This window comes from Streptomyces sp. NPDC004658 (genome assembly GCF_040609555.1).
Classification (GTDB): Bacteria; Actinomycetota; Actinomycetes; order Streptomycetales; family Streptomycetaceae; genus Streptomyces.
Map to the genome: position 1 here is coordinate 21572 of NZ_JBEXKG010000060.1, position 22027 is coordinate 43598.

At 70.3% G+C, this 22027-nt stretch carries 19 protein-coding genes and 3 pseudogenes; 17 read left to right on the top strand and 5 right to left on the bottom strand.

Features of this window, described 5'->3' with window-relative positions; translation table 11 throughout:
* The first annotated feature begins 87 nt into the window (after window positions 1-87).
* From ABZV94_RS21230 to ABZV94_RS21275, 10 genes are all read left to right on the top strand, one after another.
* Window positions 88-1377, top strand: coding sequence for a substrate-binding domain-containing protein (locus ABZV94_RS21230; RefSeq protein ID WP_356342336.1), 1290 nt, complete (start codon window positions 88-90; stop codon window positions 1375-1377).
* Window position 1378: 1 nt separating this feature from the next.
* Complete coding sequence (locus ABZV94_RS21235) at window positions 1379-2311, top strand: sugar ABC transporter permease (RefSeq protein ID WP_356342338.1); 933 nt, start codon at window positions 1379-1381, stop codon at window positions 2309-2311.
* Window positions 2311-3159, top strand: a complete 849-nt coding sequence (locus tag ABZV94_RS21240) for a carbohydrate ABC transporter permease (RefSeq protein ID WP_356342340.1) — start codon at window positions 2311-2313, stop codon at window positions 3157-3159. The genes ABZV94_RS21235 and ABZV94_RS21240 overlap by 1 nt, the downstream gene beginning before the upstream one ends.
* 53 nt (window positions 3160-3212) lie before the next feature.
* Window positions 3213-5309: an alpha-galactosidase gene (locus ABZV94_RS21245; protein ID WP_356342371.1), complete on the top strand. Its 2097-nt coding sequence runs from the start codon at window positions 3213-3215 to the stop codon at window positions 5307-5309.
* A gap of 43 nt (window positions 5310-5352) precedes the next feature.
* Window positions 5353-6126, top strand: a complete 774-nt coding sequence (locus tag ABZV94_RS21250; protein WP_356342342.1) for an SDR family NAD(P)-dependent oxidoreductase — start codon at window positions 5353-5355, stop codon at window positions 6124-6126.
* 82 nt (window positions 6127-6208) lie between these two features.
* The gene (locus ABZV94_RS21255; protein WP_356342344.1) at window positions 6209-6946 is read left to right on the top strand and encodes an FCD domain-containing protein; all 738 of its coding nucleotides are present in this window, start codon (window positions 6209-6211) and stop codon (window positions 6944-6946) included.
* A complete protein-coding gene (dgoD, locus tag ABZV94_RS21260) occupies window positions 6943-8088 on the top strand; it encodes a galactonate dehydratase (protein WP_356342346.1) in 1146 nt (381 codons plus the stop codon). The genes ABZV94_RS21255 and dgoD overlap by 4 nt, the downstream gene beginning before the upstream one ends.
* Before the next feature lie 2 nt (window positions 8089-8090).
* Window positions 8091-8903, top strand: a complete 813-nt coding sequence (locus tag ABZV94_RS21265; protein WP_356342349.1) for a hypothetical protein — start codon at window positions 8091-8093, stop codon at window positions 8901-8903.
* A gap of 62 nt (window positions 8904-8965) precedes the next feature.
* Entirely contained in the window at window positions 8966-9598 is a 633-nt protein-coding gene (locus tag ABZV94_RS21270; RefSeq protein WP_356342350.1) for a bifunctional 4-hydroxy-2-oxoglutarate aldolase/2-dehydro-3-deoxy-phosphogluconate aldolase, read from the top strand.
* Window positions 9595-10485: an SMP-30/gluconolactonase/LRE family protein gene (locus tag ABZV94_RS21275; protein ID WP_356342352.1), complete on the top strand. Its 891-nt coding sequence runs from the start codon at window positions 9595-9597 to the stop codon at window positions 10483-10485. The genes ABZV94_RS21270 and ABZV94_RS21275 overlap by 4 nt, the downstream gene beginning before the upstream one ends.
* Before the next feature lie 5 nt (window positions 10486-10490).
* Here ABZV94_RS21275 and ABZV94_RS21280 read toward each other — a convergent pair whose 3' ends face one another.
* Window positions 10491-11642, bottom strand: coding sequence for an IS110 family transposase (locus ABZV94_RS21280; RefSeq protein ID WP_356342354.1), 1152 nt, complete (start codon window positions 11640-11642; stop codon window positions 10491-10493).
* Between the two features lie 209 nt (window positions 11643-11851).
* Here ABZV94_RS21280 and ABZV94_RS21285 point away from each other — a divergent pair, with 209 nt between their 5' ends.
* The 4 genes and pseudogenes from ABZV94_RS21285 to ABZV94_RS21300 all read left to right on the top strand — a co-directional run.
* Window positions 11852-12862 carry a sugar kinase gene (locus ABZV94_RS21285; protein ID WP_356342356.1) on the top strand — a complete coding sequence of 337 codons (1011 nt, stop codon included), beginning with the start codon at window positions 11852-11854 and terminating at the stop codon, window positions 12860-12862.
* Between the two features lie 2 nt (window positions 12863-12864).
* Entirely contained in the window at window positions 12865-13122 is a 258-nt protein-coding gene (locus tag ABZV94_RS21290; RefSeq protein ID WP_356342374.1) for an HNH/ENDO VII family nuclease, read from the top strand.
* Window positions 13119-13613 (top strand): SMI1/KNR4 family protein, encoded by a 495-nt coding sequence (locus tag ABZV94_RS21295; protein WP_356342358.1) that lies wholly within the window; start codon window positions 13119-13121, stop codon window positions 13611-13613. Before ABZV94_RS21290 ends, ABZV94_RS21295 begins: the two co-directional genes overlap by 4 nt.
* A 540-nt stretch (window positions 13614-14153) precedes the next feature.
* Window positions 14154-14298, top strand: a pseudogene (locus ABZV94_RS21300) (IS5/IS1182 family transposase); the annotation flags it as partial.
* A 10-nt stretch (window positions 14299-14308) separates the two neighbouring features.
* On the opposite strand, the pseudogene ABZV94_RS21305 reads toward ABZV94_RS21300, so the two are convergent.
* A pseudogene (locus tag ABZV94_RS21305) lies at window positions 14309-15036 on the bottom strand (IS110 family transposase); the annotation flags it as partial.
* 88 nt (window positions 15037-15124) lie between these two features.
* On the opposite strand from ABZV94_RS21305, the gene ABZV94_RS21310 reads away from it, so the two are divergent.
* Window positions 15125-15613, top strand: a complete 489-nt coding sequence (locus ABZV94_RS21310; protein ID WP_356342378.1) for a hypothetical protein — start codon at window positions 15125-15127, stop codon at window positions 15611-15613.
* A 190-nt stretch (window positions 15614-15803) separates the two neighbouring features.
* On the opposite strand, the pseudogene ABZV94_RS21315 reads toward ABZV94_RS21310, so the two are convergent.
* Together ABZV94_RS21315 and ABZV94_RS21320 are read right to left on the bottom strand one after the other, a co-directional pair.
* Window positions 15804-16013 (bottom strand): annotated as a pseudogene (locus tag ABZV94_RS21315) (transposase); the annotation flags it as partial.
* 162 nt (window positions 16014-16175) lie between these two features.
* A complete protein-coding gene (locus tag ABZV94_RS21320) occupies window positions 16176-17822 on the bottom strand; it encodes a ricin-type beta-trefoil lectin domain protein (RefSeq protein WP_356342360.1) in 1647 nt (548 codons plus the stop codon).
* Between the two features lie 369 nt (window positions 17823-18191).
* Between ABZV94_RS21320 and ABZV94_RS21325 the strand changes: the two genes are divergently transcribed.
* Window positions 18192-19802 carry a glycoside hydrolase 43 family protein gene (locus ABZV94_RS21325; protein ID WP_356342363.1) on the top strand — a complete coding sequence of 537 codons (1611 nt, stop codon included), beginning with the start codon at window positions 18192-18194 and terminating at the stop codon, window positions 19800-19802.
* Between the two features lie 435 nt (window positions 19803-20237).
* Window positions 20238-20795: an HNH endonuclease family protein gene (locus ABZV94_RS21330; protein ID WP_356342365.1), complete on the top strand. Its 558-nt coding sequence runs from the start codon at window positions 20238-20240 to the stop codon at window positions 20793-20795.
* Between the two features lie 15 nt (window positions 20796-20810).
* Here ABZV94_RS21330 and ABZV94_RS21335 read toward each other — a convergent pair whose 3' ends face one another.
* Complete coding sequence (locus ABZV94_RS21335) at window positions 20811-21038, bottom strand: hypothetical protein (protein WP_356342367.1); 228 nt, start codon at window positions 21036-21038, stop codon at window positions 20811-20813.
* Window positions 21039-22027 lie beyond the last annotated feature (989 nt).

Below are 22027 nucleotides of genomic sequence, written 5' to 3' on the forward strand. Positions count from 1 at the left end.
CACGCGAATCTTGGTTGGCCGCGCCGGGCCCGCCAGGCCCCGAACGCCCCACGGACCCGCTGCGTGAACCATCAGGGAGACCCACCCATGTTGAACCCGCACACCAGCCGCAGACGCTTCCTCGCCGGGCTCGGCGCCACCGGTACGGCGGCGCTGCTCAGCGGCTGCGTCACCTCGACCTCGTCTTCGAAGTCCTCGTCCTCGGGCGCGGTCAGTCTGCAGTCCAACCTCTCCGCGCCGCAGGCCAAGGCCGCGATGGAGGACCTCATCGAGGCCTACGGCAAGAAGGACGCCGGACGCGTCACCCTCAACACGGTCGCCGCGGAGACGTTCCGCACCCAGCTGCCGACCTACCTGACCTCCGCCAACCCGCCGGACGTCTACACCTGGTACCCCGGCTCGGTGGCGGACGCCTATGCCAAGAAGGACCTGCTGCTCGACCTCGACGACCTGTGGGACTCCTCGCCGGACCTCAAGCGCTACTCCAAGGCGCTCAACACACTGTGCACCGCGAGCTCCGGCAAGAAGGTGTTCGTGCCCTCCACCTACTACTGGTGGGGCATGTTCTACCGGAAGTCGAACTTCTCCAAGTGGGGCGTGAGCGAGCCCAAGACCTGGGACGACTTCCTCGACCTGTGCGACAAGCTCAAGTCCAAGGGAGTGGCGCCGATCGGGCTCGGTGCCGGCGGCAACACACCCTGGGTGGCCTCCGCCTGGTTCGACTACCTCGACATACGTATCAACGGTGCCCCGTACCACCGCGAACTCCTGGCCGGCAAGCACCGCTTCGACGACCCTGAAGTGCGCAAGGTCTTCGACCGCTGGCGCGAGGTGCTGCCGTACTTCGACCCCAACGGCACCGCCCTCGCCTTCCAGGACGCCACCACCGCGCTGCTCAACGGCCGCACCGGCATGATGCTCATCGGCACCTTCTTCGCCGACGCCGCCCCCAAGGACGCCCTCGACGACATCGACTTCTTCCGCTTCCCGGTCATCGACCCCAAGGTGCCGCTCGCCGAAGAGGCCCCCGTCGACGGCTACTTCGCCAGCGCGCGCACCGGTCGCGCCGAGCGGGTCACCAAGCTGATGGGCTATCTCGCCACCGCACAGGCGCAGGAGATCTACATCAAGGGGTCCTCGGGCACGGTCTTGCCCTGCAACCCCGATGCCAAGGACGCCGGCACGGCACTGGTGAAGAAGGGGCGTGCCCACATCGACGAGGCGGTTGAGATCACCCAGTTCTTCAACCGGGACTCCAGCGACGCCCTGCAGCCCACCGCCGACACCGCATTGACCAAGTTCATCGCGAAGCCCAAGGCGATCGGGTCGATCCTCACCGACTGGCAGCGTGACGCCCAGAAGATCTGGAGTGCCTGAGGTGGCTGTGCTCACCCCCGCACGCTCGGCCCCGGCCGTCACGCCCACCGGCGGACGCGGCCGGGGGCCCGTCCGCCGGGTCCCGCCACTCGTCCTCGCCTTCGTCCTGGTGCCGTTGCTCGCCGAGGCGGTGTGGGTTTTCTGGCCGGCTCTTCAGGGCTTCTACCTCGCCCTGACCTCCTGGGACGGCGTCTCGGCACCGCGCTTCGTCGGACTGGGCAACTTCCGGGAGATGGCCGGCGACGAGGTCTTCAGGACCGCGGCCGTCGACACCGTCCTGTGGCTGGTCCTGTTCGGCGGACTGTCGGCCCTGCTGGGTCTCGCCACGGCCCTGCTCCTCCAACAGGAGCGGCGGGGGGTCGGCTTCTACCGGGCCGCCCTCTTCCTGCCCGTCGTGTTCTCCCTGGTCGCCACCGCCCTGGTCTGGCAGGCCATCTACCAGCCCGACGGCGTCCTCAACCAACTGCTCAAAGCGGTCGGCCTCAGCAGCCTGCGGCACGCCTGGCTCGCCGACCAGGACACCGCCCTGTACGCGGTCATCGTGCCCGCCCTGTGGCGGCAGATCGGCTATGTGATGGTCCTCTACCTCGCCGGCCTGAAGGGCATCGACCCCGCTCTGTACGAGGCGGCCAAGGTCGACGGCGCGAGCGCCTGGCAGCGCTTCCGCCACGTCACCCTGCCGCAACTGCGCAGCGTCAACGCGGTCGTCCTGTCCGTCATCATCATCGACTCGCTGCGCTCCTTCGACGTCGTGTGGTCGCTGACCCGCGGCGGCCCCTACCACTCGTCCGAGTTGCTGAGCACCTACATGTACTCGACCGCCTTCCAGTCCCTGCGCCTGGGCTACGGCTCCGCACTCGCCGTCGTCATCTTCGCGCTGGCGTTCGGCGTCATCTGCTCCTACCTCGTGCGCGCCTTCCGGGAGGCCGACTGATGTCCGCCCACTCGACCGCCGTGAAGCGCCGACGAGCCGCCACCGCGGGGTTCCACCTCGGGGCGGGGGCGCTGTCGTTGCTGTGGCTGCTGCCCATCGCCCTGGTGCTGGCCACCAGCCTGCGCTCCTTCGACGACATCGCCGCGCACGGGCTCGGCAGCCTCCCGCACTCCTTCACCCTCGACAACTTCCGCGTGGCCTGGATCGACGGCGGCCAGCAGCGCGCCCTGATCAACAGCCTGCTCGTCACCGTCCCGTGCGTGCTGATCACCCTGGCGCTCGCCGCGATGGCGGCATTCGCCCTCAGCCGCTACGACGTTCCCCTGCGCCGAACGCTGTTGCTGCTGATGCTCGGCGGCAACCTGCTGCCCCCGCAGATCCTGCTCATCCCCGTCTCCAAGCTCAGCGAGATGATCGGCGTCTACGACACGCTGCCCGCCCTCGTCGGTGTGCAGATCGGCTTCGGTGTCGGCTTCTACGTCTTCGTCCTGCACGGCTTCATGCGCGCCATCCCCAACGAGATCCAGCAGGCCGCCGTCGTGGACGGCGCCGGCCCCTGGCAGATCTTCTGGCGGATCATCCTTCCCCTGACCCGCCCCGCGCTCGCCGCGCTCAGCGCGCTGTCCTTCACCTGGATCTTCAACGACCTGCTGTGGGCGATCACCGTCCTGCGCAGCGACAGCCGGATGCCGATCACCGCCGCCCTCATCGGCCTGCAAGGGCAGTACGTGTCGATGTGGAACGTGATCGCCGCCGGCTCCGTCATCGCCGCCGCCCCCACCGTCGCCGTCTTCCTGCGCTTCCAGCGGCACTTCGTGGCGGGCCTCAACCTGGGAGCGGTGAAATGACGACCCCGCAAGGCCGCACGACCGGACACGACGGCACGATCCCGCACGACCACATGACCTCCCAAGACCGCTGGATCCTGCACACCCGGCACACCAGCTACACCGTCCAGCTCTCCCCGGACGGCCCCTGGGCCGAACTCGCCGCCTGGGGACCGCACGGCGTCGAGCACGGGCCGTCGGCACTCGACTGGTCCCGGCGCACCCACTTCATCACCCCCGCCGACGCCGCCCCCGCCGAGTACATCCCGCAGGGCCTGCGCCCCTTCACCGGCTCCGACCTCGTCGTCGGGCACGCGGACGGCGAACGCGGACTGTGGTGGCACTTCGCCGGCGCCACCCAGGACGCTCGAGGGCTGCGGCTGACGTTCACCGACGACGTCGCCGGCGCGGACGTCACCCTGTGCTACGCCACCGTGCCCGGCACGGACGTCGTCCTGCGCTGGACCGAACTCACCTGCACGGGCGCGCACGCGCTGCGCCTGGAACGCCTCGACTCGGCCGCCGTCAACGTGCCTGTCACCGACGGAGCCCGCCTCACCTACCTGACCGGGCAGTGGTCGCAGGAGTTCACCCGCACCCAACTCCACCTGCGGCGCGGCACGTTCACCATGGGCAGCACCCAGGCGGTCCCCGGCCACGCCTACGCCCCCTGGATCGCCGTACAGGACGCTGCCCTGCCCGACGACACGGCGCCCACCTACGGCATCGCCCTGGAGTGGCCCGGCAACTGGCACATCACCGCCGAGGCCGAGCCCGGCGGTGCCGTCCGCGTCCGCGCCGGGCGGCAGCCGCACGAGGGCGCCGTGTTCCTCGCACCCGGCGACACCCTTACCACGCCCCGCCTCGCCTGCGCCTTCAGCGCGGACGGACTCGACGGGCTGTCCAGGGTCTGGCACCGCTACGAGCGCCACCTCAGCGGCGAACGCCTGAACCGCCCGCGCAAGGTCCTCTACAACTCCTGGGAGGCCACCGGCTTCGACGTCGACGCCGCCGGCCAGCTCGAACTCGCCAAGGCGGCCGCCGACATCGGGGCCGAGCTGTTCGTCGTGGACGACGGCTGGTTCACGGGCCGTGCCGACGACACCGGCGGCCTGGGCGACTGGTACCCCGACCCGGCGAAGTTCCCGCAGGGCTTCGGCGCCTTCGTGGACGCCGTGCGTGCACTGGGGCTCGGCTTCGGCCTGTGGGTCGAACCGGAGGCCGTGAGTCCCGGCAGCCGTCTGTATGCCGAGCACCCTGATTGGGTCTACCGCGTGGACGGCCGCCCCGGCCGACTGGTGCGCAACCAGCTCCTGCTGGACCTCGGCCGCGCCGACGTGCAGGACTTCGTGATCGGCACGCTCGACCGGCTGCTGGGGGACTATCCCATCGAGTACCTCAAGTGGGACATGAACCGGCCGCCCACCGAGCGGGGCCGGCCCGCAGCCGGCCCCGCCGACCGCCTCGACCTGGACGCCGCGCACGTCGCCGGATACCTGCGGGTCCTGGACCATCTGCGCGCCCGCCACCCGCATGTCACCGTGGAAGGGTGCGCCGGCGGCGGCGCCCGCATCGAGCATGCCACCCTGGCCCGCACCGACGTGGTCTGGCCCAGCGACAACACCGCTCCGCTGGACCGGCTCGCCATCCAGTACGGCTTTCTGCACGCCCACGCCCCGCACGTGATGAGCTCCTGGGTCACCGACGCCCCCGGCGTCTTCGACCCGCGCCCCCGCTCGCTCGCCTTCCGCTTCGTGCTGGCGATGTGCGGCGTCCTGGGCGTGGGAGCCGACCTGCGCTCCTGGGACGCCGACCGGCGCTCCGAGGCCGCCCACTGGATCGCCCGCTACAAGCAGATCCGTGACGTCGTCCACCGCGGCCAAGCCCGTCTGCTCGGCACGCCCGACCATGCGACCTGCGGCGTGCAGTACACCGAGTCCGACGGACCGCGCGTCGTGGTCGCCGCCTTCAGCACGGGGCGCCTGGACGGGGCCCCGCTGGTGCCCGGCCGCCCCGCCCGGCTGCGGCTGCGCGGACTGGACCCGGCCGCCGTGTACACAGACGAGGAGACCAGGATCGAGTACAGCGGCGCCCACCTGCTGCACTACGGTCTTGCGTTCAGCTGGAGCACGGGCCACGACGCCCACCTCACCGTCCTGACCCGCCGATAACAGGATGGCCCTCTGCCCCCCCACGAAGGAGCCGAACCCCACGATGGACCAGCCCCTACGACGGCACGGCGCCCGCTTCACCGGCCGCACGGCCGTGGTCACCGGAGCGGCTTCCGGCATCGGAGCCGCCACCGCCGCACGCCTCGCCGAGGAGGGAGCCGCCGTCGTCCTCACCGATATCGCCGAGAAGCGCGGCACGGCCGCCGCGGAGCGGATCATCCAGGGCGGCGGGCAGGCACGTTTCCTCGCCGCCGACGTGGCGGCCGAGGAGGACTGGGAGCGCGTCGTCTTCGCCGCCCACGACTTCGGACCGGTGGACATCCTGGTCAGCAACGCCTTCACCGTCGACGTCACGCCCGCACACGAGATGACCCTGTCCTCCTGGCAGCGCCAGCTCGACGTGAACCTCACCGGCAGTTTCCTCGGCGTGCGGAAGCTGCTGCCCGACCTGCGCGAGCGGCGGGGCGCGGTCGTGCTGACCTCCTCCGTTCACGCGCACCGCGGCATCCCCGGGCATCCCGCCTACGCCGCCTCCAAGGGCGCCCTGCTCTCCCTGTGCGGCCAACTCGCCGTCGAGTACGGACCTGAGGTGCGGGTCAACGCCGTCGTCCCGGGGCCGATCCTGACCGCGGCCTGGGACCGGGTGCCCGAGGACGAGCGCGAGCGCAGCGTCGCCGAGACCGCCGCCCGCCGCTTCGGCACCCCCGAGGAGGTGGCCGCGGCCATCGCCTTCCTCGCCGCCGACGAGGCGTCCTACATCACCGGCACGAGTCTCGTCGTGGACGGTGGCTGGAGCGTCGTGAAGGCCTCCGCATGAGCACCCGCACCGTGCCGCGGACGAACCCCGCCCGGTCCCTCGCGGGCCCCGGGCACCGGACCCAGCAGAAAGGCTCGACGACATGACGCCCTACGCCCGCCGCGGCGTGCACGGTCAGACGGTGGAGGCCCTCGCACGCCGCATCCTGGGCGGCCAGATCCCCGAGGGGGCCACCCTCGACCTGGTGGCGCTCCAGACCGAGCTGGACGTGAGCCTGACCGCGCTGCGCGAGTCGCTGAAGGTGCTCGCGGCCAAGGGCATGGTCGACGCCCGCCAGAAGCGCGGCACCTTCGTACGGGCCCGGGCCGACTGGAACCTCCTCGACGCCGACGTCCTGCGCTGGCAGTTCGAGGGCGGCCGCGCCGGCGAGGCCGACCAGGCCCTGCTGCGGAACCTGTCCGAAGTCCGCTCCATCATCGAGCCCGCCGCCGCCCGCCTGGCCGCCGAGCGCCGCACCGACGCCGACCTCACCGCCCTCGAGGACGCGCTCACCGCTATGGGGCACACCGACGCCGACCCCGCGCACGCCATCGACGCCGACCTCGCCTTCCACCGCGCGCTACTCGCCGCCACCCACAACGAACTCCTCGAACGCATGGAGATGGTGATCGAGTCCGGCCTCGCCCACCGCGACCGGATCGTGCACTCCTCCCCGCACAGCGAGGACCCCATCCCGGCCCACCGCGCCGTCCTGGACGCGGTACGCGCCCAGGAGCCCCTGGCCGCCGAGGCCGCCATGCGTGCCCTGCTCGAACAGGCCGGCCGCGACCTGGACCGCATCAGCACCACCGACGAAGCGGAAGGCACCACCTCTCAGTGAAGATCACCCGTATCGAGACCTTCCTGGTCCCGCCGCGCTGGCTGTTCTGCCGCGTGGAGACCGACGACGGCGTGGTCGGCTGGGGCGAACCCGTCGTGGAGGGCCGGGCCGAGGTCGTCCGCGCCGCCGTGGACGTACTGGCCGAGTACCTCGTCGGGCAGGACCCGCTGCGCATCGAGGACCACTGGCAGGTGCTCACCAAGGGCGGCTTCTACCGGGGCGGCCCCATCCTGTCGAGCGCCGTCGCCGGCCTCGACCAGGCCCTGTGGGATATCGCCGGCAAGACGTACGGCGCCCCCGTGCACGCCCTGCTGGGCGGCCCCGTCCGCGACCGCGTGCGGGTCTACGCCTGGATCGGCGGCGACCAACCCGCCCAGCTCGCCGAGCAGGTCACCGAGCAGATCGAGGCGGGCTTCACCGCGGTCAAGATGAACGCGGCGGGCCCGACCTCCCCGATGGCCACCGCCGCCGAGACGTCGGCCGCCGTCGGCCGGGTCGCCGCCGTCCGTGAGGTGCTGGGCCCCGAACGCGACGTGGCCGTCGACTTCCACGGCCGCTTCACGGCCGCTACCGCCCGCCGCGTGCTGACCGAACTCGCCCCACTGCACCCGCTGTTCGTCGAGGAACCCGTCGTTCCCGAACACGGCCACCTCCTGGGCCAACTCGTGGCCGCCAGCTCTGTACCGCTGGCGACCGGTGAACGCCTCTTCTCACGCGCCGAGTTCCTGCCCGCGCTCGCCGCCGGCATCGCCATCGCCCAGCCCGACCTGTCCCACGCAGGCGGCATCTCCGAGGTCCACCGCATCGCCTCCCTCGCCGACACCTACGGCGCACAGCTCGCCCCGCACTGCCCGCTCGGTCCGATCGCCCTGGCGGCCAGCCTCCAAGTCGCCTTCGCCACGCCGAACTTCCTGATCCAGGAGCAGAGCCGAGGCATCCACTACAACAAGGACGCCGACCTGCTCTCCTACGTCGTCGACCCCGAGCCGTTCCGGTTCACCGCCGGACACGCCCACCGGTGCGTCGCGCCCGGTCTCGGCATCACCGTCGACGAGAACGCCGTACGCGCCGCCGACCGCACCGGGCACAACTGGCGCAACCCCGTGTGGCGGCACCCCGACGGCTCGTTCACGGAGTGGTGACCATGCCCTTGGCGTTCACCACCGACCCCGCTCACGGCGGACGCTGGACCTCGCTGCGTGACGGCGACCGCGAATGGCTGTGGCACCGCCCGGACCCCGCACGGCAGCGGGTCGCACCCGGCGACGCCTTCGTGGACGCGGGCGGCCTGGAGGAGTGCCTGCCAACCGTGCGCGGCCTGCCCGACCACGGGGAGGTCTGGTCCCGGCCGTGGTCACGCGACGGTGACACCGAGCGCGTCGACTGCGACGCGTTCACCCTCGCCCGGACCGTGCGGGCCACCGCAGACGGCGTCGAGGCGGACTACACGCTCCAGGCCGACCCCGGCTACCGCTTCGTGTGGGCCGCCCACGCGCTCCTCGACCTCTCCGAAAAAGCCGAACTCCGGGCCAGGGCAGGCGTGTCCACACGGATCTTCCCCGAGGCAGCCTCCCTGCTCGACGCGCCCTGGCCGGACGGCGCCCCCTGGGTCGAAGGCGACTGGCCCGCACCGTACGGACTGGGCCTTGACCGGTTCGGCCCCGAGGACGGCACAGCCGTCGGCGCGGTCCTCGCGGACTGCCGGGTCTGCGTCCACGACGGAACCGACCGGCTCACCCTTGCCGTAGCGGCCCAAGGGCAGCCGGTGTCGGTCGCCCTGTGGCGCAACCTGGGCGGCTTCCCCGCGACGGCCCCCTACCGCAGCACCGGTGTCGAGCCCATGCTCGGCCGCACCTTCGATCTCGCCGAAGCGGGCCCGGAGGACGCGGCATGCGTCCCCGCCTCCGGGGAAGTGCGCTGGCGCCTCACCCTGACCGCTGGCTGCGGCTGCCCCTGACCCCCGCTGGTCTACGGCCCGCCCTCCAGAGAAACGATCCGACACACAAGGAGTTCCTTCCCGTGGACCTACGAGCCGCCCTGGCCGACCGCCGCCTCGTCGCCATCGTCCGCGGAAGCGACGCCGACGCCGCGCTGCGCACCGTCCTGGCCCTGGCCAAGGAGGGCATCGACCTGATCGAGGTGTCCCTCAGCGGCGCCGATGCGCTCCGTGTCATCACCCGCTGCGGAGAGGAACTCGGGCCCGACCGGCCGATCGGCGCGGGTACGGTCCTGACCGCAGACGACGCGCGTGCCGCACGCGATGCCGGCGCCGCCTTCGCCGTCACCCCCGGCCTCGGAGCGGGCGCCGACACCGCCCGCGAACTCGGCCTGCCCGTCCTCGCCGGCGTCATGACCCCCACCGAGATCATCACGGCCCAGGCCCAGGGTGCCGACGCGCTGAAACTGTTCCCCGCCGCCCAGGCCGGGGGACCGGCCTACCTCAAGGCCCTGCGAGCGCCCTTCCCCGACGCCGTGTTCGTGCCCGTCGGCGGAGTGGACCTTGACGCCGCCCGTGCCTACCTCACCGCTGGTGCCACCGCCGTCGGCGTCGGCTCCCCGCTCGTCGGCGATGCCGCCGACGGCGGCAGCTTGAGCGCCTTGCGAGAGCGTGCCCGCGCCTTCCTCACCGCCGTCGAGGAGAGCGCCGGATGAGCGCACAGCACCCTCGGGCCGCCGGCCCCGATCGACTCGAACTCGGAGAGGGGATCCGCTGGACGGGCGACGGCGTCGTCCTGGTGGACATCCTCGAAGGACGCCTGCTCAGCGCCGACGACGACCCCCGCCTGCCGCTTCGCGAAATCCTCCGACTCCCCGTCCCGCTGGGCGCGGTGGCGCCCGTCGCCGACCACCCCGGCACGTGGATCGCCGCCGCCGGCACCGGCGTATGCCTCCTCCCGCCGGACGGCACCCCCCGATGGCTGGCCACACCCGAGGACCGTCCCGGACCGGCCATGCGCATGAACGACGGCATCGCGGACCCCTCCGGCCGGTTCTGGGCGGGCAGCATGGCCTACGACGGCAGCCAGGGCGCCGGCACCCTGTACCGCGTTGACCACGACGGCACCGTGACCCCCGTCGTCGAGGGCCTCACCGTCCCCAACGGACCTGCCTTCACCGAGGACGGACGCACCATGTACCTGGCCGACAGCGCCCAAGGGATCGTCCGCCGCTACCCGATCGACCCCGACACCGGCCATGTCGGCAGCCCCGAGGACTTCTTCACGGTGGACGAGGGCAGCCCGGACGGCATGACCGTCGATGCCCAGGGCGCCCTGTGGTGCGCCGTCTGGGGCACGGGCACGGTCCGACGGCACCTTCCGGACGGCAGCCTCGACCGGGTCGTCCGCATTCCCGCCGGGCAGCCGGCCGGCATCTGCCTCGAGGGCACGCTGCTGCACATCACCACCGCCACGGTGGGCCTGGAAGCACCCGGCCCGTACGACGGGGCGGTGTTCACCCTTCCCGTCGACGTGCCCGGTACGCCGACCCCCGCATTCCGGCTCGCTCCCTCGGCACCGATCGCAGGAGAGTCTCAATGATCGTGTCAAGCCGCTTGCGTGACCGGCGGGACGGGGGGGAAACGTCGTTTGTCGCGCAGCATCGCCCAGAGCACGTCGATCCGGCGTCGGGCGAGAGCCAGCAGGGCCTGGGTATGGATCATGCCTTCGCCGCGCTTCTTGAGGTAGTAGTCGCGCGATGGTCCCGGCCGCATCATGGCGGTCCGGGCGGACAGGTAGAAGATGTGCCGCAGACGCCGGCTGTAACGCTTGGGCCGGTGGTGGTTGCCGGTTCGGCGACCGGAGTCGCGCGGCACGGGAGCCAGGCCCGCGTGCGAGGCGAGGCGGCCGGCGCTCTCGTAGCCGGACAGGTCGCCGACGATCGCCACGAACTCCGCTGCGAGGATCGGGCCCATGCCGGGCAGGGATTCGATGATCTCGGCGCGCTCGTCGAGAGCGAGAAGCTGGTGGGCCAGGTCACGCACCAGCTGGGCGGCGCGCTTCGCGCCGGGCAGCGCGGTCATCTGGGCCTGGGCTGGCTCGACGGCCTTGGCCGCGGCCGTTTCGGCACCGCGGACCTTGCGGAGTTCCAGCCAGGTGGTGAGCCGTTTGGCGCCGATCCGGCGCAGGGCGGCCGGGGTCTGGTACTCGGTGAGCATGACCAGCGGGCCTTTGGCGGTGGAGTAGTCGAAGGCACGCTCGAGGTCGGGGCAGATGCCCACCAGAGCGTGCCGCAGCCGGTTGATCAGCCTCACCCGGTCGGCGATCAGGTCGGCTCGGTGCGCGGTCAGCACCTGCAGGGTGGCCACGGTCTCGTCCGGCACGGTGAGCGGGGTGAAGTCCCGCCGCATGCGTGCGGTCTCGGCGATGACCAGGGCGTCCTCGGCATCGGTCCTACCTTCGCCGCGGTAGGCGCCGGACATGCGGTTGACCGTGCGGCCGGGCACGTAGACCACGCTCTGGCCGTGAGCGACGAGCAGGGCCAGCAGCAGGGTGGAGGAGCGGCCGGAGATGTCCACGGCCCACCGCACTTCGTCGGCCGTCTCGCAGGCCGCGGCGATGAGCTGCAAGATCTGGTCCTCTCCATTGAGGACCTTGTGGGAGAACAGCGTCTTCCCCTCAGCGTTGACCGCCACCGCCCAGTGATGGCCCTCGCCGGCATGAATGCCCACCCATATGCGTGCGTGACGCCTGGTCACCCGCGTTGCTCCGTTCCTCTCCAGCCAGCACTTCCATGGCCCGAGGAACACTCCGCCGACAGGTCCCTAACCAGCGATGCCCGCAGCTCTCAATCAGCAGTCGGAGCGTCCCGGAGGAACGGGCGGCCACTCTCCTTGAGCCATCAACGGCAAGCTCGCATCAGCCACACCCGGTCCTCCCGGACCGCCGACATTCCTAGGGACCCCGCATGACGGACTCGTGGCGCCCGCCGAGCGGACGCGTGGTCTGCGTCGGCGAAACCATGGCTGCCCTGGCCCCCGCCCCTTCCGGGCCGCTCGCCGACGCCGACCACCTCAGCCTGTCGATCGCGGGAGCTGAGTCCAACGTGGCGATGTACCTCGCCGATCACGGCATCGAGGCGACCTGGCTGTCGGCACTCGGCGACGACCCGCTGGGGGCCCGGGTACGCGCCGTCGTGGCCGCCGCCGGGGTCGACATCGCCCACGTGAGCACCGACCCGGACCGGCCGACAGGCCTGATGCTCAAGAACCCCTCGCCCACCGGCACCCGGGTCCACTACTACCGAAAGGGCTCAGCCGCCTCCGCGCTCGGCCCCGACCTCCTCGACCACGAGGTGATGCGCACGGCAGCCCTCGTGCACTTCACCGGCATCACACCGGCCCTGTCCACATCCTGCCGCGAGCTGGTCACCCACGCCCTCGCCGTCCCCGCCACCGAACGCCCGCACGCCATCAGCTTCGACGTCAACCACCGCGCCCAGCTCTGGCCCGAGGCCACCGCCCCGCCAGTGCTGCACGACCTCGCCGGCCGAGCCGACATCGTATTCGTCGGCTTGGACGAGGCCCAGGACCTGTGGGGCGCCCACCTGACCGCCACCGCCGTACGTGAACTCCTCCCCGCACCACGCATCGTCGTCGTCAAGGACGGCCCCCGCGAGGCCACGGCCTTCACCCCCGCGGGCTCGACTACGGTCCCCGCCCCACGGACTCCCGTGACCGAACCGGTCGGCGCGGGCGACGCCTTCGCAGCGGGCTTCCTCACCGGCCTACTGAGGGGGGAGTCAGTGAGTCGATCCCTACGCCTCGGCCACATCACAGCGGCGTCGGCCCTGAGCGTGACAGGAGACCACGGCTCACTCCCACCACGCTCGATCATCGACCGGCTCCTGGACCTCACGGATGAGCAGTGGGAAAACGTCCGGGGCACCGGTGATGGCGTCGGGCGTGTCGACAACTGAGTCTGACGTCGAAGCAATCTCAAGAGAATGCAGCAGGGGCTGGCCCGATGGGTCCAGACGACAAGCCGCTGAACCTTCATCACATGCTCCAAACGCAGGATGGGCCGATCGCCGAGGTGACGCACTCGATGCACTGTGGGAACTACAGTCAGCTGCACTGGAAGGCAGGTACCAAGATCCCCAGTGGAATCGACCGAGATGCCTTCAACGCCTGGAAATCCCAGTACTTGAAGGACGGAGCGGCAGGATTTGGTGGATGATGGACGCTGTCGAGGCGAGTGAGCTACTGATCGAGTTGGTTGGCAGGAACGATGACATCGCGAACCATGCCGACGGCTGTGACGCAGGGACGATGGCCGCCGCCGAGAGTGATCTGGGTGTGGCTTTTCCTCCCTCGTACCGCCGTCTGATCGAAGAGTTCGGGACCTGGGATATTGCTGGTGAAGAATTCCTCGGCGTATATCAGACGCCTGCAATAGGGCTGAAACTGTTGGGTTCCGTCGCGGAAACTTTGGATGCGCGCAGCCAATATGGAATGCCATCCGATCTGATCGTTGTCATGCTCGATGGAATGGGTGGCCTGGTCGTCCTTGATTCCTCTCCTGTGGATCAGAAAGGCGAGTACCCCGTCCTCGTCTGGAATCCAGGAGTGGTGGATCGCGAGAGCATGGAGAGGCTCGGGGATGATTTCGGGTCCTTCGCATTCACCTTGTGTCAGCGGGCCGTAACGTGGTGGCGAGAGTCTCACTGAAGCTGAAAGTCAGGTGGAAAGCGAGAAGTCTCGCCAGAGTTATCTGGCGCGGCTTCTGCGGTTCTTGACGGAAACGCTGACGGCAATGTCAGCTGGACGGCGGCTATGGCGGGTGGGTCGTTGGTGTCGGTTCGGTTGAGGGCGTCGCCCAGGGTGTGGCCTTGCGCTGGAGGCGGAGGCGGACGGGGGTGTAGAGGCCGGAGCGCAGTGATGCCCGGATCCATGCGGACGGAGGTGCCCTTCGGTCTGAAGCACTTGAAGTTCTTCAGTACGAGCTTCTGGATGAACATTCGCCACTTCCCGGTCCAACATGAGCGGCGCTACCTCGCGGATGACGGTATCGGAACAGTATGATCTCCAAGCCGGTTCGATTAAAATCATTGAGTCCCTGACCGGCGGCCGCCACGTGCGGGGACGTAGCCGGCGGTGCGCTGGCGGTTGACCAACGGGCTGATTGACCCCGGCCTGTCTGCGCCTGTGTAATTACAGGGCCTAACACAATGAGGTGGATCGGTCGGGTCGCCGTGTCCGGGGCTCGAGTTGAGCGTTTGGCCCGATGTGGGAACGTCGCCGTGGATCGTGTCGGACGAGCTGTGGGATCACCTGGAGCCGTTGCTGCCAGCAGCGTGAACGCAGGTTCCGGTATTCCGGACGCAAGCCGCTGCCGGACCGGGAGGTGCTGTGCGGGAGGGGGCGGCCAGGCTGGGGACGATCAGCGCGGCCGCGTCGGTCCCCGGAACGGTGACGGTCTGCTCGTCTGACGCGGCGAAGATCTCGTCGACGAGCCGCTCGGCCATCCTCGGCGCGCCTTCGGCCGCGGTAGGGTGACTAGCCGCCGACGGCCGGCCTTGCGGATCTGGGCCGGAGATCCGAACCGTTCCAACAGCGTGAGGGCGGCCGGGTACTGCAACCGCGATCCCAGCACCCGTTCCAGCGAGGGGTGGATCTGGGTCAGCAGGCTGCAGCCGGTTGGCGACCCTGGTTGCCTCGCCGGCCAGGTCGTCATCGAAGCCCATGATCATCGCCAGCTCGGCGATGGTCTCGTCCTCTCCGTCGATCGCCCGCAGCGTGTGGGGCATCGCGCGAGCGGCGTCGGCGATGATGACCGCGTCCCTCGCGTCGGTCTTGGCCTCGCCGGGTTAGAGGTCGGCGATCCGTCGCATCGTTAACCCGGGCAGGTAGGCGACCGGGCAGCCCATGTCCCCGCCACCGCCAGCGGCAGAGCGCCGATCGAGGCCGGCTGGTCGACGACGACCAGCACCGTTCCGTGCTTGGCCTGGAGTTTCGCGAACAGCTCGCGGAGCTTGGGTTCGGTGTTGGGCAGGCGTTTGTCGAACGCCTTCTTCCCGGCCGGGGTGACGGCGGTGGCGTGGTGTTCGCCCTTGCCGACGTCCAGGCCGAGGAAGACCGCTGATCCAGGCAGTACCCAGGCCCGGCCCCCTCCCCGATTTCGAGGTGAAGGGGGCCGGGCCTTTCTGCGTTGCGGTGGGAATGCCCCGTGGACAACGCCCGTGCGTCTGCCGATACTTGGGCGTCTGCCGCCACATGGCGGCGCCGCATCATCAACGGGAGATGTTTTGCGTATCCGCTCTGCCACAGCCCTCACCGCCGCGACGCTGGCCATAGGGGTGCTAGGTGCGGCTCCGGCTGCCGACGCCGCCACCACCGCCTACCCCACGAGTACCTTCGACGTGACGTACGGCCAGACGTACACCAGGGGCACCATCATTTGGTACAACCGTTCGGTCACCATCAGCGGTGAGCACAAGTCAGTCAGCACCGAAAGCTGCCGTGGCACCACGGGCTTCACCCTCAACAGTGCCGACCACGAGATCAGCCACGCCTCCAGCGACGACATCGCCTGCGGGGAGAGCAAGACGTTCAGCTTCAATGTGCCGGCTGACGTTGAAGGGGGAGCCGCTGTCGTCCGCGTCTGCCTTGATGACGGGAACATCGAGCCCTACATCACGTACCTGGCCTGCAAGCGCTATGGGCACTGACAGGCCCAGGTATCGAAGCTTCGGCTGTCGTCCAGTACCTTCATCACCCGCCACCAGCGGATCGGCCTGTCCTTGTCTTCGTCTATCCCGATCCACGGAAGCCGGCCGAGCCCGCACGCCTCGCACCGAAACCCGCACCAACCGGCCCAGGAAGGCGACTTGGTTCCAAGAATCGCCGTCCCACGGCCCGCTATGACGTCGGGAAAACGACCAGACGACCCGAGAGCATCATCGAGCGTGACAACCAGCAGGCGAGTCTGAGGAACGCTTCGTGGATGTCTGTTCGTCGTTCCCGGCGCACGCGCAGCCGCCGGAAGCCGTGGAGCCAGGCGAAGGTCCGCTCGACCACCCATCGGTGGATGCCGAGGCTGGAGCCGTGCTCGGTGCCGCGCCGCGCGATGGCGGCATCCGCGCCGACCTTCGGCTCCTTTGCCCACGACGGCACCGGGCCCCAGCGCAGCGCCCGCAACTCCCTCACCGGCGCCGCGGCACCGTCCTCGTCGCGCGGGGCACGTTCCACGTCGGTTGGTGGCAGGCCGGTTTGCCGGCCGACGGCGGTTGCTCAGGCGCTGGTCCATTTCTGGCCGGCCTGGCCGTTGCAGGTCCACAGGACCAGCGGCGTTCCGTTCGCGGTGCCGGCGCCGTCGGCGTCGAGGCACAGGCCCGCGTGGACGTTGCGGACCGACCCGTCCGGGCCGAGGGCCCACTTCTGGTTGTCCTGGCCGTTGCAGGGCCAGGTGATGACGCGGGTGCCGTTGGTGGTGCCCTGGTTGTAGGCGTCCAGGCACTTGTCGCCGTAGACGCGGATCTCGCCGCCGGCCCACGTGGTCCACAACTGGTTGGCGGCCGTGTGGCAGTCCCAGAGCAGTACGGTGGCCCCGGCGGCGGTGGAGGCGTTGTCTACGTCCGCGCAGCGGCCGGACGCGTTGCTCCGCAGGCGTGAGGTAGTGGCGGCCAGGGGGCTGCCGCCGGTCACCCGGAACACGGCCACGCCGTGGGCGGGGACGCTCGCCGTAATCTGCCCGGACGTGCTCGACGTGCCGCCGGTCCACAGGTCGGTGAGGGTGAACGGGCCGCCGGAGAGGCCGACTTGCGCGGCGGTCGTGGTGACCGTCGCGGTGCCGCCTCCCCGGTTGAACAGGCCCACCGCGACCGAGCCGTCCGACAGGGGTTTGGCGAACACCTCGGTGGCGCCGTCGTCGCGCACCCTGCGCCCGCCCGCGCCCAGCGGATCCTGGTTCACCGCCAGCAGCCGCGGGTTGCGCAGGATCGCGCTCACGTCGGCGGACATGGTGCGGATGTCGTTGCCGGCCATGAGCGGGGCGCTCAGCAGTGCCCAGAGGGCGAAGTGGGAGCGGGACTCGGTCAGTGTCAGGCCGGGACGGCCGACGACCAGCATGTCCGGGTCGTTCCAGTGTCCCGGACCCGACTGCGCCGCCAGCGGCGCGGTGACGTCCAGGACGTTGCCGACACCCATCGGGTAGCTGTTGGTGTTGCCGTTCTGCCAGATGTCGAGCAGGTCCTCGGTCGTCCGCCACAGGTCGGCGACCTCGCCCCAGTTGTAGGTCGAGCCGGTGATGGCGTGGAAGCTGTTGGGGTTGATGGAGTAGACGATCGGCCGGCCGGTGGCGCGCAGGGCGTCGCGCATCAGCGTGAACCGCGCGACCTGCTCGTCACGGGTGCCGCTGGAGGAACACCAGTCGTACTTGAGGTAGTCGACGCCCCACGAGGCGAACGTGGCGGCGTCCTGGGCCTCGTGCCCCCTGCTGCCGGTCGAGCCCGGATAGGCGCCGCTGGTCTGCGCGCAGGTGCGTTCCCCCGGCACCTGGTAGATCCCGAACTTCAGGCCCTTGCCGTGGATGTAGTCCCCGAGTGCCTTCATCCCGTTCGGGAACTTGGCCGGATCGGCCCGCAGGTTGCCTGCAGCGTCACGCTGCGGGTCGAACCAGCAGTCGTCGACCACGACGTACCGGTAGCCGGCGTCCCGCATACCCGAGGACACCATCGCGTCGGCGGCCTGGCGCACCTGTGCCTCGGTGATTCCGCATCCGAAGCTGTTCCAGCTGTTCCACCCCAGCGGTGGCGTGAGCGCGGGGCTGCCCGGCGCGGCCGAGGCGGTGGAGTGGGCGGAGGCCGTCACGGTCGCGGCGATGGTCAGCGCGGCGGTCGCGAGGAGGCGGAGCAGTCGTCCGCCTGATCGTCTGAGCACGTGGGGCTCCTTCGGCACGGCGAGGTAGGGACGAGGGGGTTCGAAATTTCGATCGCCATTCGGAAACCCGATGCTTCCACGGATACTAGAGAGGAGCCTGCGCATGTCAACATTGCGCGAACGAGCCAACTGCGCTTCGGGTCGATGACTGTCGCGGTGGCCGCTACCTGGGGCAATGGTGAAATGACTGGCGGCAATGCGCGCCGCCCGGGTGTCGAACCTATCGATCCGCTTGTCGAAACTGCGAGAGGTCTTGACGAGCGCGGTCGATCTCCTATCATCCGGGATGCTCGATCAATCGACCCACATTCGACATACCGAACGCACCAGAGCCGCTCCACCCGAATGAAACCGAGGAGAGCGCCGTAGATGGATATGTCATGGCCGCAACAACATTTCTCCCGTCGGCGTGCGCTGACGGCCGCCACCGGCCTGGCCGCCGGCGCCCTCCTGCCTCGTGGAGCCGCCCTCGCTGCCGCCTCCACGTACACGAACCCGGTGATCTGGCAGGACTTCGCGGACATTGACGTCATCCGCGTCGGAAACACCTACTACGCCTCCGCCTCGACGATGCACTACTCGCCGGGCGCGCCCGTCCTGCGCTCTTACGACCTGGTGAACTGGGAGATCGCCGGTCACTCGGTGCCCGTGCTCGACTTCGGCGCCAAGTACGACTTGAACGGCTCCCGCGGCTATGTCCGAGGAATCTGGGCGTCGTCCCTGGCCTACCGGCCGAGCAACAGAACCTTCTACTGGCTCGGCCAGATCGACTTCGCCCGGACGTACGTCTACACCGCCACCGCCGTCGAAGGGCCGTGGAACAGGCTGACGACGATCGGCACTCCCTACTACGACGCGGGACTGCTCGTCGACACGGACGACTCCCTGTACGTGGCGTACGGGAACACCACCATCAGCGTGGCCCAGCTCTCGCCCGACGGCCGCAACCAGGTCCGCGCGCAGCAGGTGTTCACGACGCCTTCGAGCGTCGGCACCCTCGAAGGCTCACGGTTCTACAAGATCAACGGGCAGTACTACATCTTCCTGACCCGCCCCGCGAACGGCCAGTACGTCCTGAAGTCGTCCAGCGGCCCCTTCGGCCCCTACACGATGCGACAGGTCCTCCTCGACCTGCGCGGGCCGATCCCCGGCGGCGGCGTCCCGCACCAGGGCGGGCTGGTACAGACGCAGAGCGGCGCCTGGTACTACCTGGCCTTCGTGGACGCCTATCCCGGCGGCCGGATGCCCGCGCTGGCCCCGGTCACCTGGACCCCGGACGGCTGGCCCGTCGTACAACTCGTCGACGGAGCATGGGGCACCTCGTATCCCAGCCCCGCCGTGCCCCCTCCGCCCCGTCAGGTCACCCCGATGACCGGCGTCGACACCTTCGACGGTACGACCCTCAAGCCGAGATGGGAGTGGAACCACAACCCGGACGACACCAAGTGGTCGGTCGGCAACGGGCTGACCCTCGGGACCGCCACCGTCACCAACGACCTGTACTGGGCCCGCAACACCCTCACGCACCGCATCCAGGGCCCCACCTCCACGGCCACCGTCCAGCTCGACCACTCCGCCATGCGGGACGGCGACCGAGCCGGACTCGCACTGCTGCGGGACTCCTCCGCGTGGATCGGTGTCAAACGCGACGGCGGCGTGACACGGGTGGTGATGGTCACCGGGCTGACCATGGACACCGACTGGAACACCACCGGCACCGGCTACGAGGTCGCGAGCGCGCCCGTCTCCGGTGGCCGCCTCTGGCTGCGCGCGACCGCGGACATCCGCCCCGGCGCACCACGCCCGGGCATCTTCTCCTACAGCACAGACGGCACCACCTTCACCCGCCTCGGACCCGCCTTCTCCATGGGCAACGACTGGCGGTTCTTCATGGGTTACCGATTCGCCCTCTTCAACCACGCCACGCAGGCGCTCGGCGGTGCGGTCCGCGTCACGCGGTTCGAGCTGTCCACGCCCTGAACCGGTCCACCGATCGCACCACCGCACCCCCCCCGCTCACGCGCACCGAGGCCCTCACCCCGCTCTCGGTACCTTCCAGCACGCTCTCATCCGCCGCTGTGTCCATGACCGTACAGGGGCGGGTTGAGCGGTGACCGCCACGGGCAAAGACAGAACCGCATCGCTGAGATCCACGATCGCGTAGCGCAAACGCAGGGCAGCTGTCGCCTTCCACCGGGTCCTGATACACCAGACCCGAGGCGCCGCGATCTCCAACGCACGATCGATCCCCGCGGCCGACGGCACTACCGCCCACACGCCGCCCACACGCCGCGCAGGCCCGCGCCGGTGCCCGCCGGCCCCCGCAGCTTTCACCGCCCTGCTCCTCCCTACCAACGCCCACGCCTCTGCGGCCCATGGGGCCGTACGCGAACCGGGCCACACGTCACCCTCCCCGTGCGTTCCGCACCGAGCAGCCTCCCCGTCGCCGACGAAGACCGCACCGGCTACCGGCGCGACGCCTTCAAGTACTGGATCGACGCCGACAAGGACGGATGCAACACCCGCGCCGAAGTCCTCAAAGCCGAAGCCGTCATCCCACCCGAGCAAGGACCGCGCTGCACGCTCAGCGCAGGCCAGTGGCACAGCCCCTACGACGGCCGCTACATCACCGGCCCAGGCGGCCTGGACATCGACCACCTCGTGCCCCTGGCCGAAGCCTGGGACTCCGGCGCCTCAACCTGGACGGCTGCCGAGCGCGAGCCATACGCCAACGACCTCGGCTACGACCGCGCCCTCATCGCCGTGTCGGCCGCATCGAACCGGTCGAAGGCCGACCAGGACCCCACCACGTGGCTCCCGCCGTCCGCCGGCTACCGCTGCCAGTACGTCACCGACTGGATCGCCGACAAAATCCGCTGGGGCCTCGCCATCGGCCCGGCCGAACACACCGCCTTGTCCGACGTCCTCGACGCCTGCCCCAACGTCCCCGTCACCGTCACCACCGCACGCTGAGTCCGGGCCGGCAGCTCAGAACAACGTGTCGGTGTTCTCGGTGGGTTGCGGGGCCGGCGTGCGGGTGCGGCGTGGACGCTCGGGCTCCGGGTCTTTCCCGAACAGTGCTTGTGTCCCGCATTCGTCGGGCACGGCGGGCACCGGCCGGCACACGGCGGCGTCGACCAGGTCGAGCGGGGCGCAGTCGTCGAAGTCGGCGCGCTGCATACGGGTCCAGTCGCGGCCCTGGGGTATGTCGGTCACGGGCGGTCTCCTGTCTGCGCTCGGGGGCCGGGGATGCCGGGAGCGTGCCCTGGTGGCATGTCGGTGTCCGGGTCAGTGCCGAGCGGCGCTCGCGGCGCACGGTGAGCCGCACAGGCGACCGCCTCACGGTGACGATTGTGGCCGCTGTCCTCCTCCATGCCGTGTCACGGTTGTCGCCGCCCAGCGCACCGGACCGGGCTGTCGTTTCCGTCCTTCTGCCCACAACGGTCCCCTGGATCGCGCCTCATCGGCGACTTACGGGTACGTGCGTGGCGCCCTCGTCAAGGGCGGTCCGCGTCCACCTTCCGGCCGGCGTTGTGCGGCGCCGCGACGTCGTCTGTGTCCGACAGACGTCATGGGGAACGGCCCCGGACCGGCCGCGGATGCCGCTGCGCCCCGCCTGGAGTGCCCGGCCCGGTCGGGCGTCCCGCCGGCCCGCACGCCGGGCTCCGCTGCCCCGCCGGCGCGGGACCGCCGCTTCGTTCCGGCGGGCCCAGGCTGCCGTTCGGCCCCGACTCGGCGCCCCCGCCACCACACCCGGAGAAGCCTGGTTCACCGAACAGCGGCATCGCTGCGCCAAGTCGAACTGGCCAGGGCCGCGAGGACTGCCTGACCGCGCACGCCCCCGGTTGGCGCCTGCCCCACGGCGCGGACTGGCACCAGCGCGCGCACCTCGCCTGGGGCGCCGACCGCACCATCCTCGCCTGCGATTCCCAGGCCGCGGCGTGAAGGCCGGCTCCTGGCCGGACCGCCCGTCGCACGCGGCCGGTACGCACCCCACCGCCGACAGGGGGGTGTAGCTGGTGCATGAGACGTCCGTTCAGGGGGGGCGGTGCAGGGTGCTTGCCGAGACGGGTATGCCCCGGGGGCCGTCTGGTCGCGCGAGGGACTGGGAGGTGGGCCGCCCCTTCGTCGCCGCAGCCGGCCGTGCGGCCGCGCGAGCTCCTCAGGCCCGGCCGGGTGGGGGCCTCATCCGCGGGCCCCGCGCG

Coding starts and splice junctions, on each gene's coding strand:
- ABZV94_RS21230 (WP_356342336.1), top strand. CDS start 88: ATGTTGAACCCGCACACCAGCCGCAGACGCTTCCTCGCCGGGCTCGGC.
- ABZV94_RS21240 (WP_356342340.1), top strand. CDS start 2,311: ATGTCCGCCCACTCGACCGCCGTGAAGCGCCGACGAGCCGCCACCGCG.
- ABZV94_RS21245 (WP_356342371.1), top strand. CDS start 3,213: ATGACCTCCCAAGACCGCTGGATCCTGCACACCCGGCACACCAGCTAC.
- ABZV94_RS21250 (WP_356342342.1), top strand. CDS start 5,353: ATGGACCAGCCCCTACGACGGCACGGCGCCCGCTTCACCGGCCGCACG.
- ABZV94_RS21255 (WP_356342344.1), top strand. CDS start 6,209: ATGACGCCCTACGCCCGCCGCGGCGTGCACGGTCAGACGGTGGAGGCC.
- ABZV94_RS21265 (WP_356342349.1), top strand. CDS start 8,091: ATGCCCTTGGCGTTCACCACCGACCCCGCTCACGGCGGACGCTGGACC.
- ABZV94_RS21275 (WP_356342352.1), top strand. CDS start 9,595: ATGAGCGCACAGCACCCTCGGGCCGCCGGCCCCGATCGACTCGAACTC.
- ABZV94_RS21285 (WP_356342356.1), top strand. CDS start 11,852: ATGACGGACTCGTGGCGCCCGCCGAGCGGACGCGTGGTCTGCGTCGGC.
- ABZV94_RS21295 (WP_356342358.1), top strand. CDS start 13,119: ATGATGGACGCTGTCGAGGCGAGTGAGCTACTGATCGAGTTGGTTGGC.
- ABZV94_RS21325 (WP_356342363.1), top strand. CDS start 18,192: ATGGATATGTCATGGCCGCAACAACATTTCTCCCGTCGGCGTGCGCTG.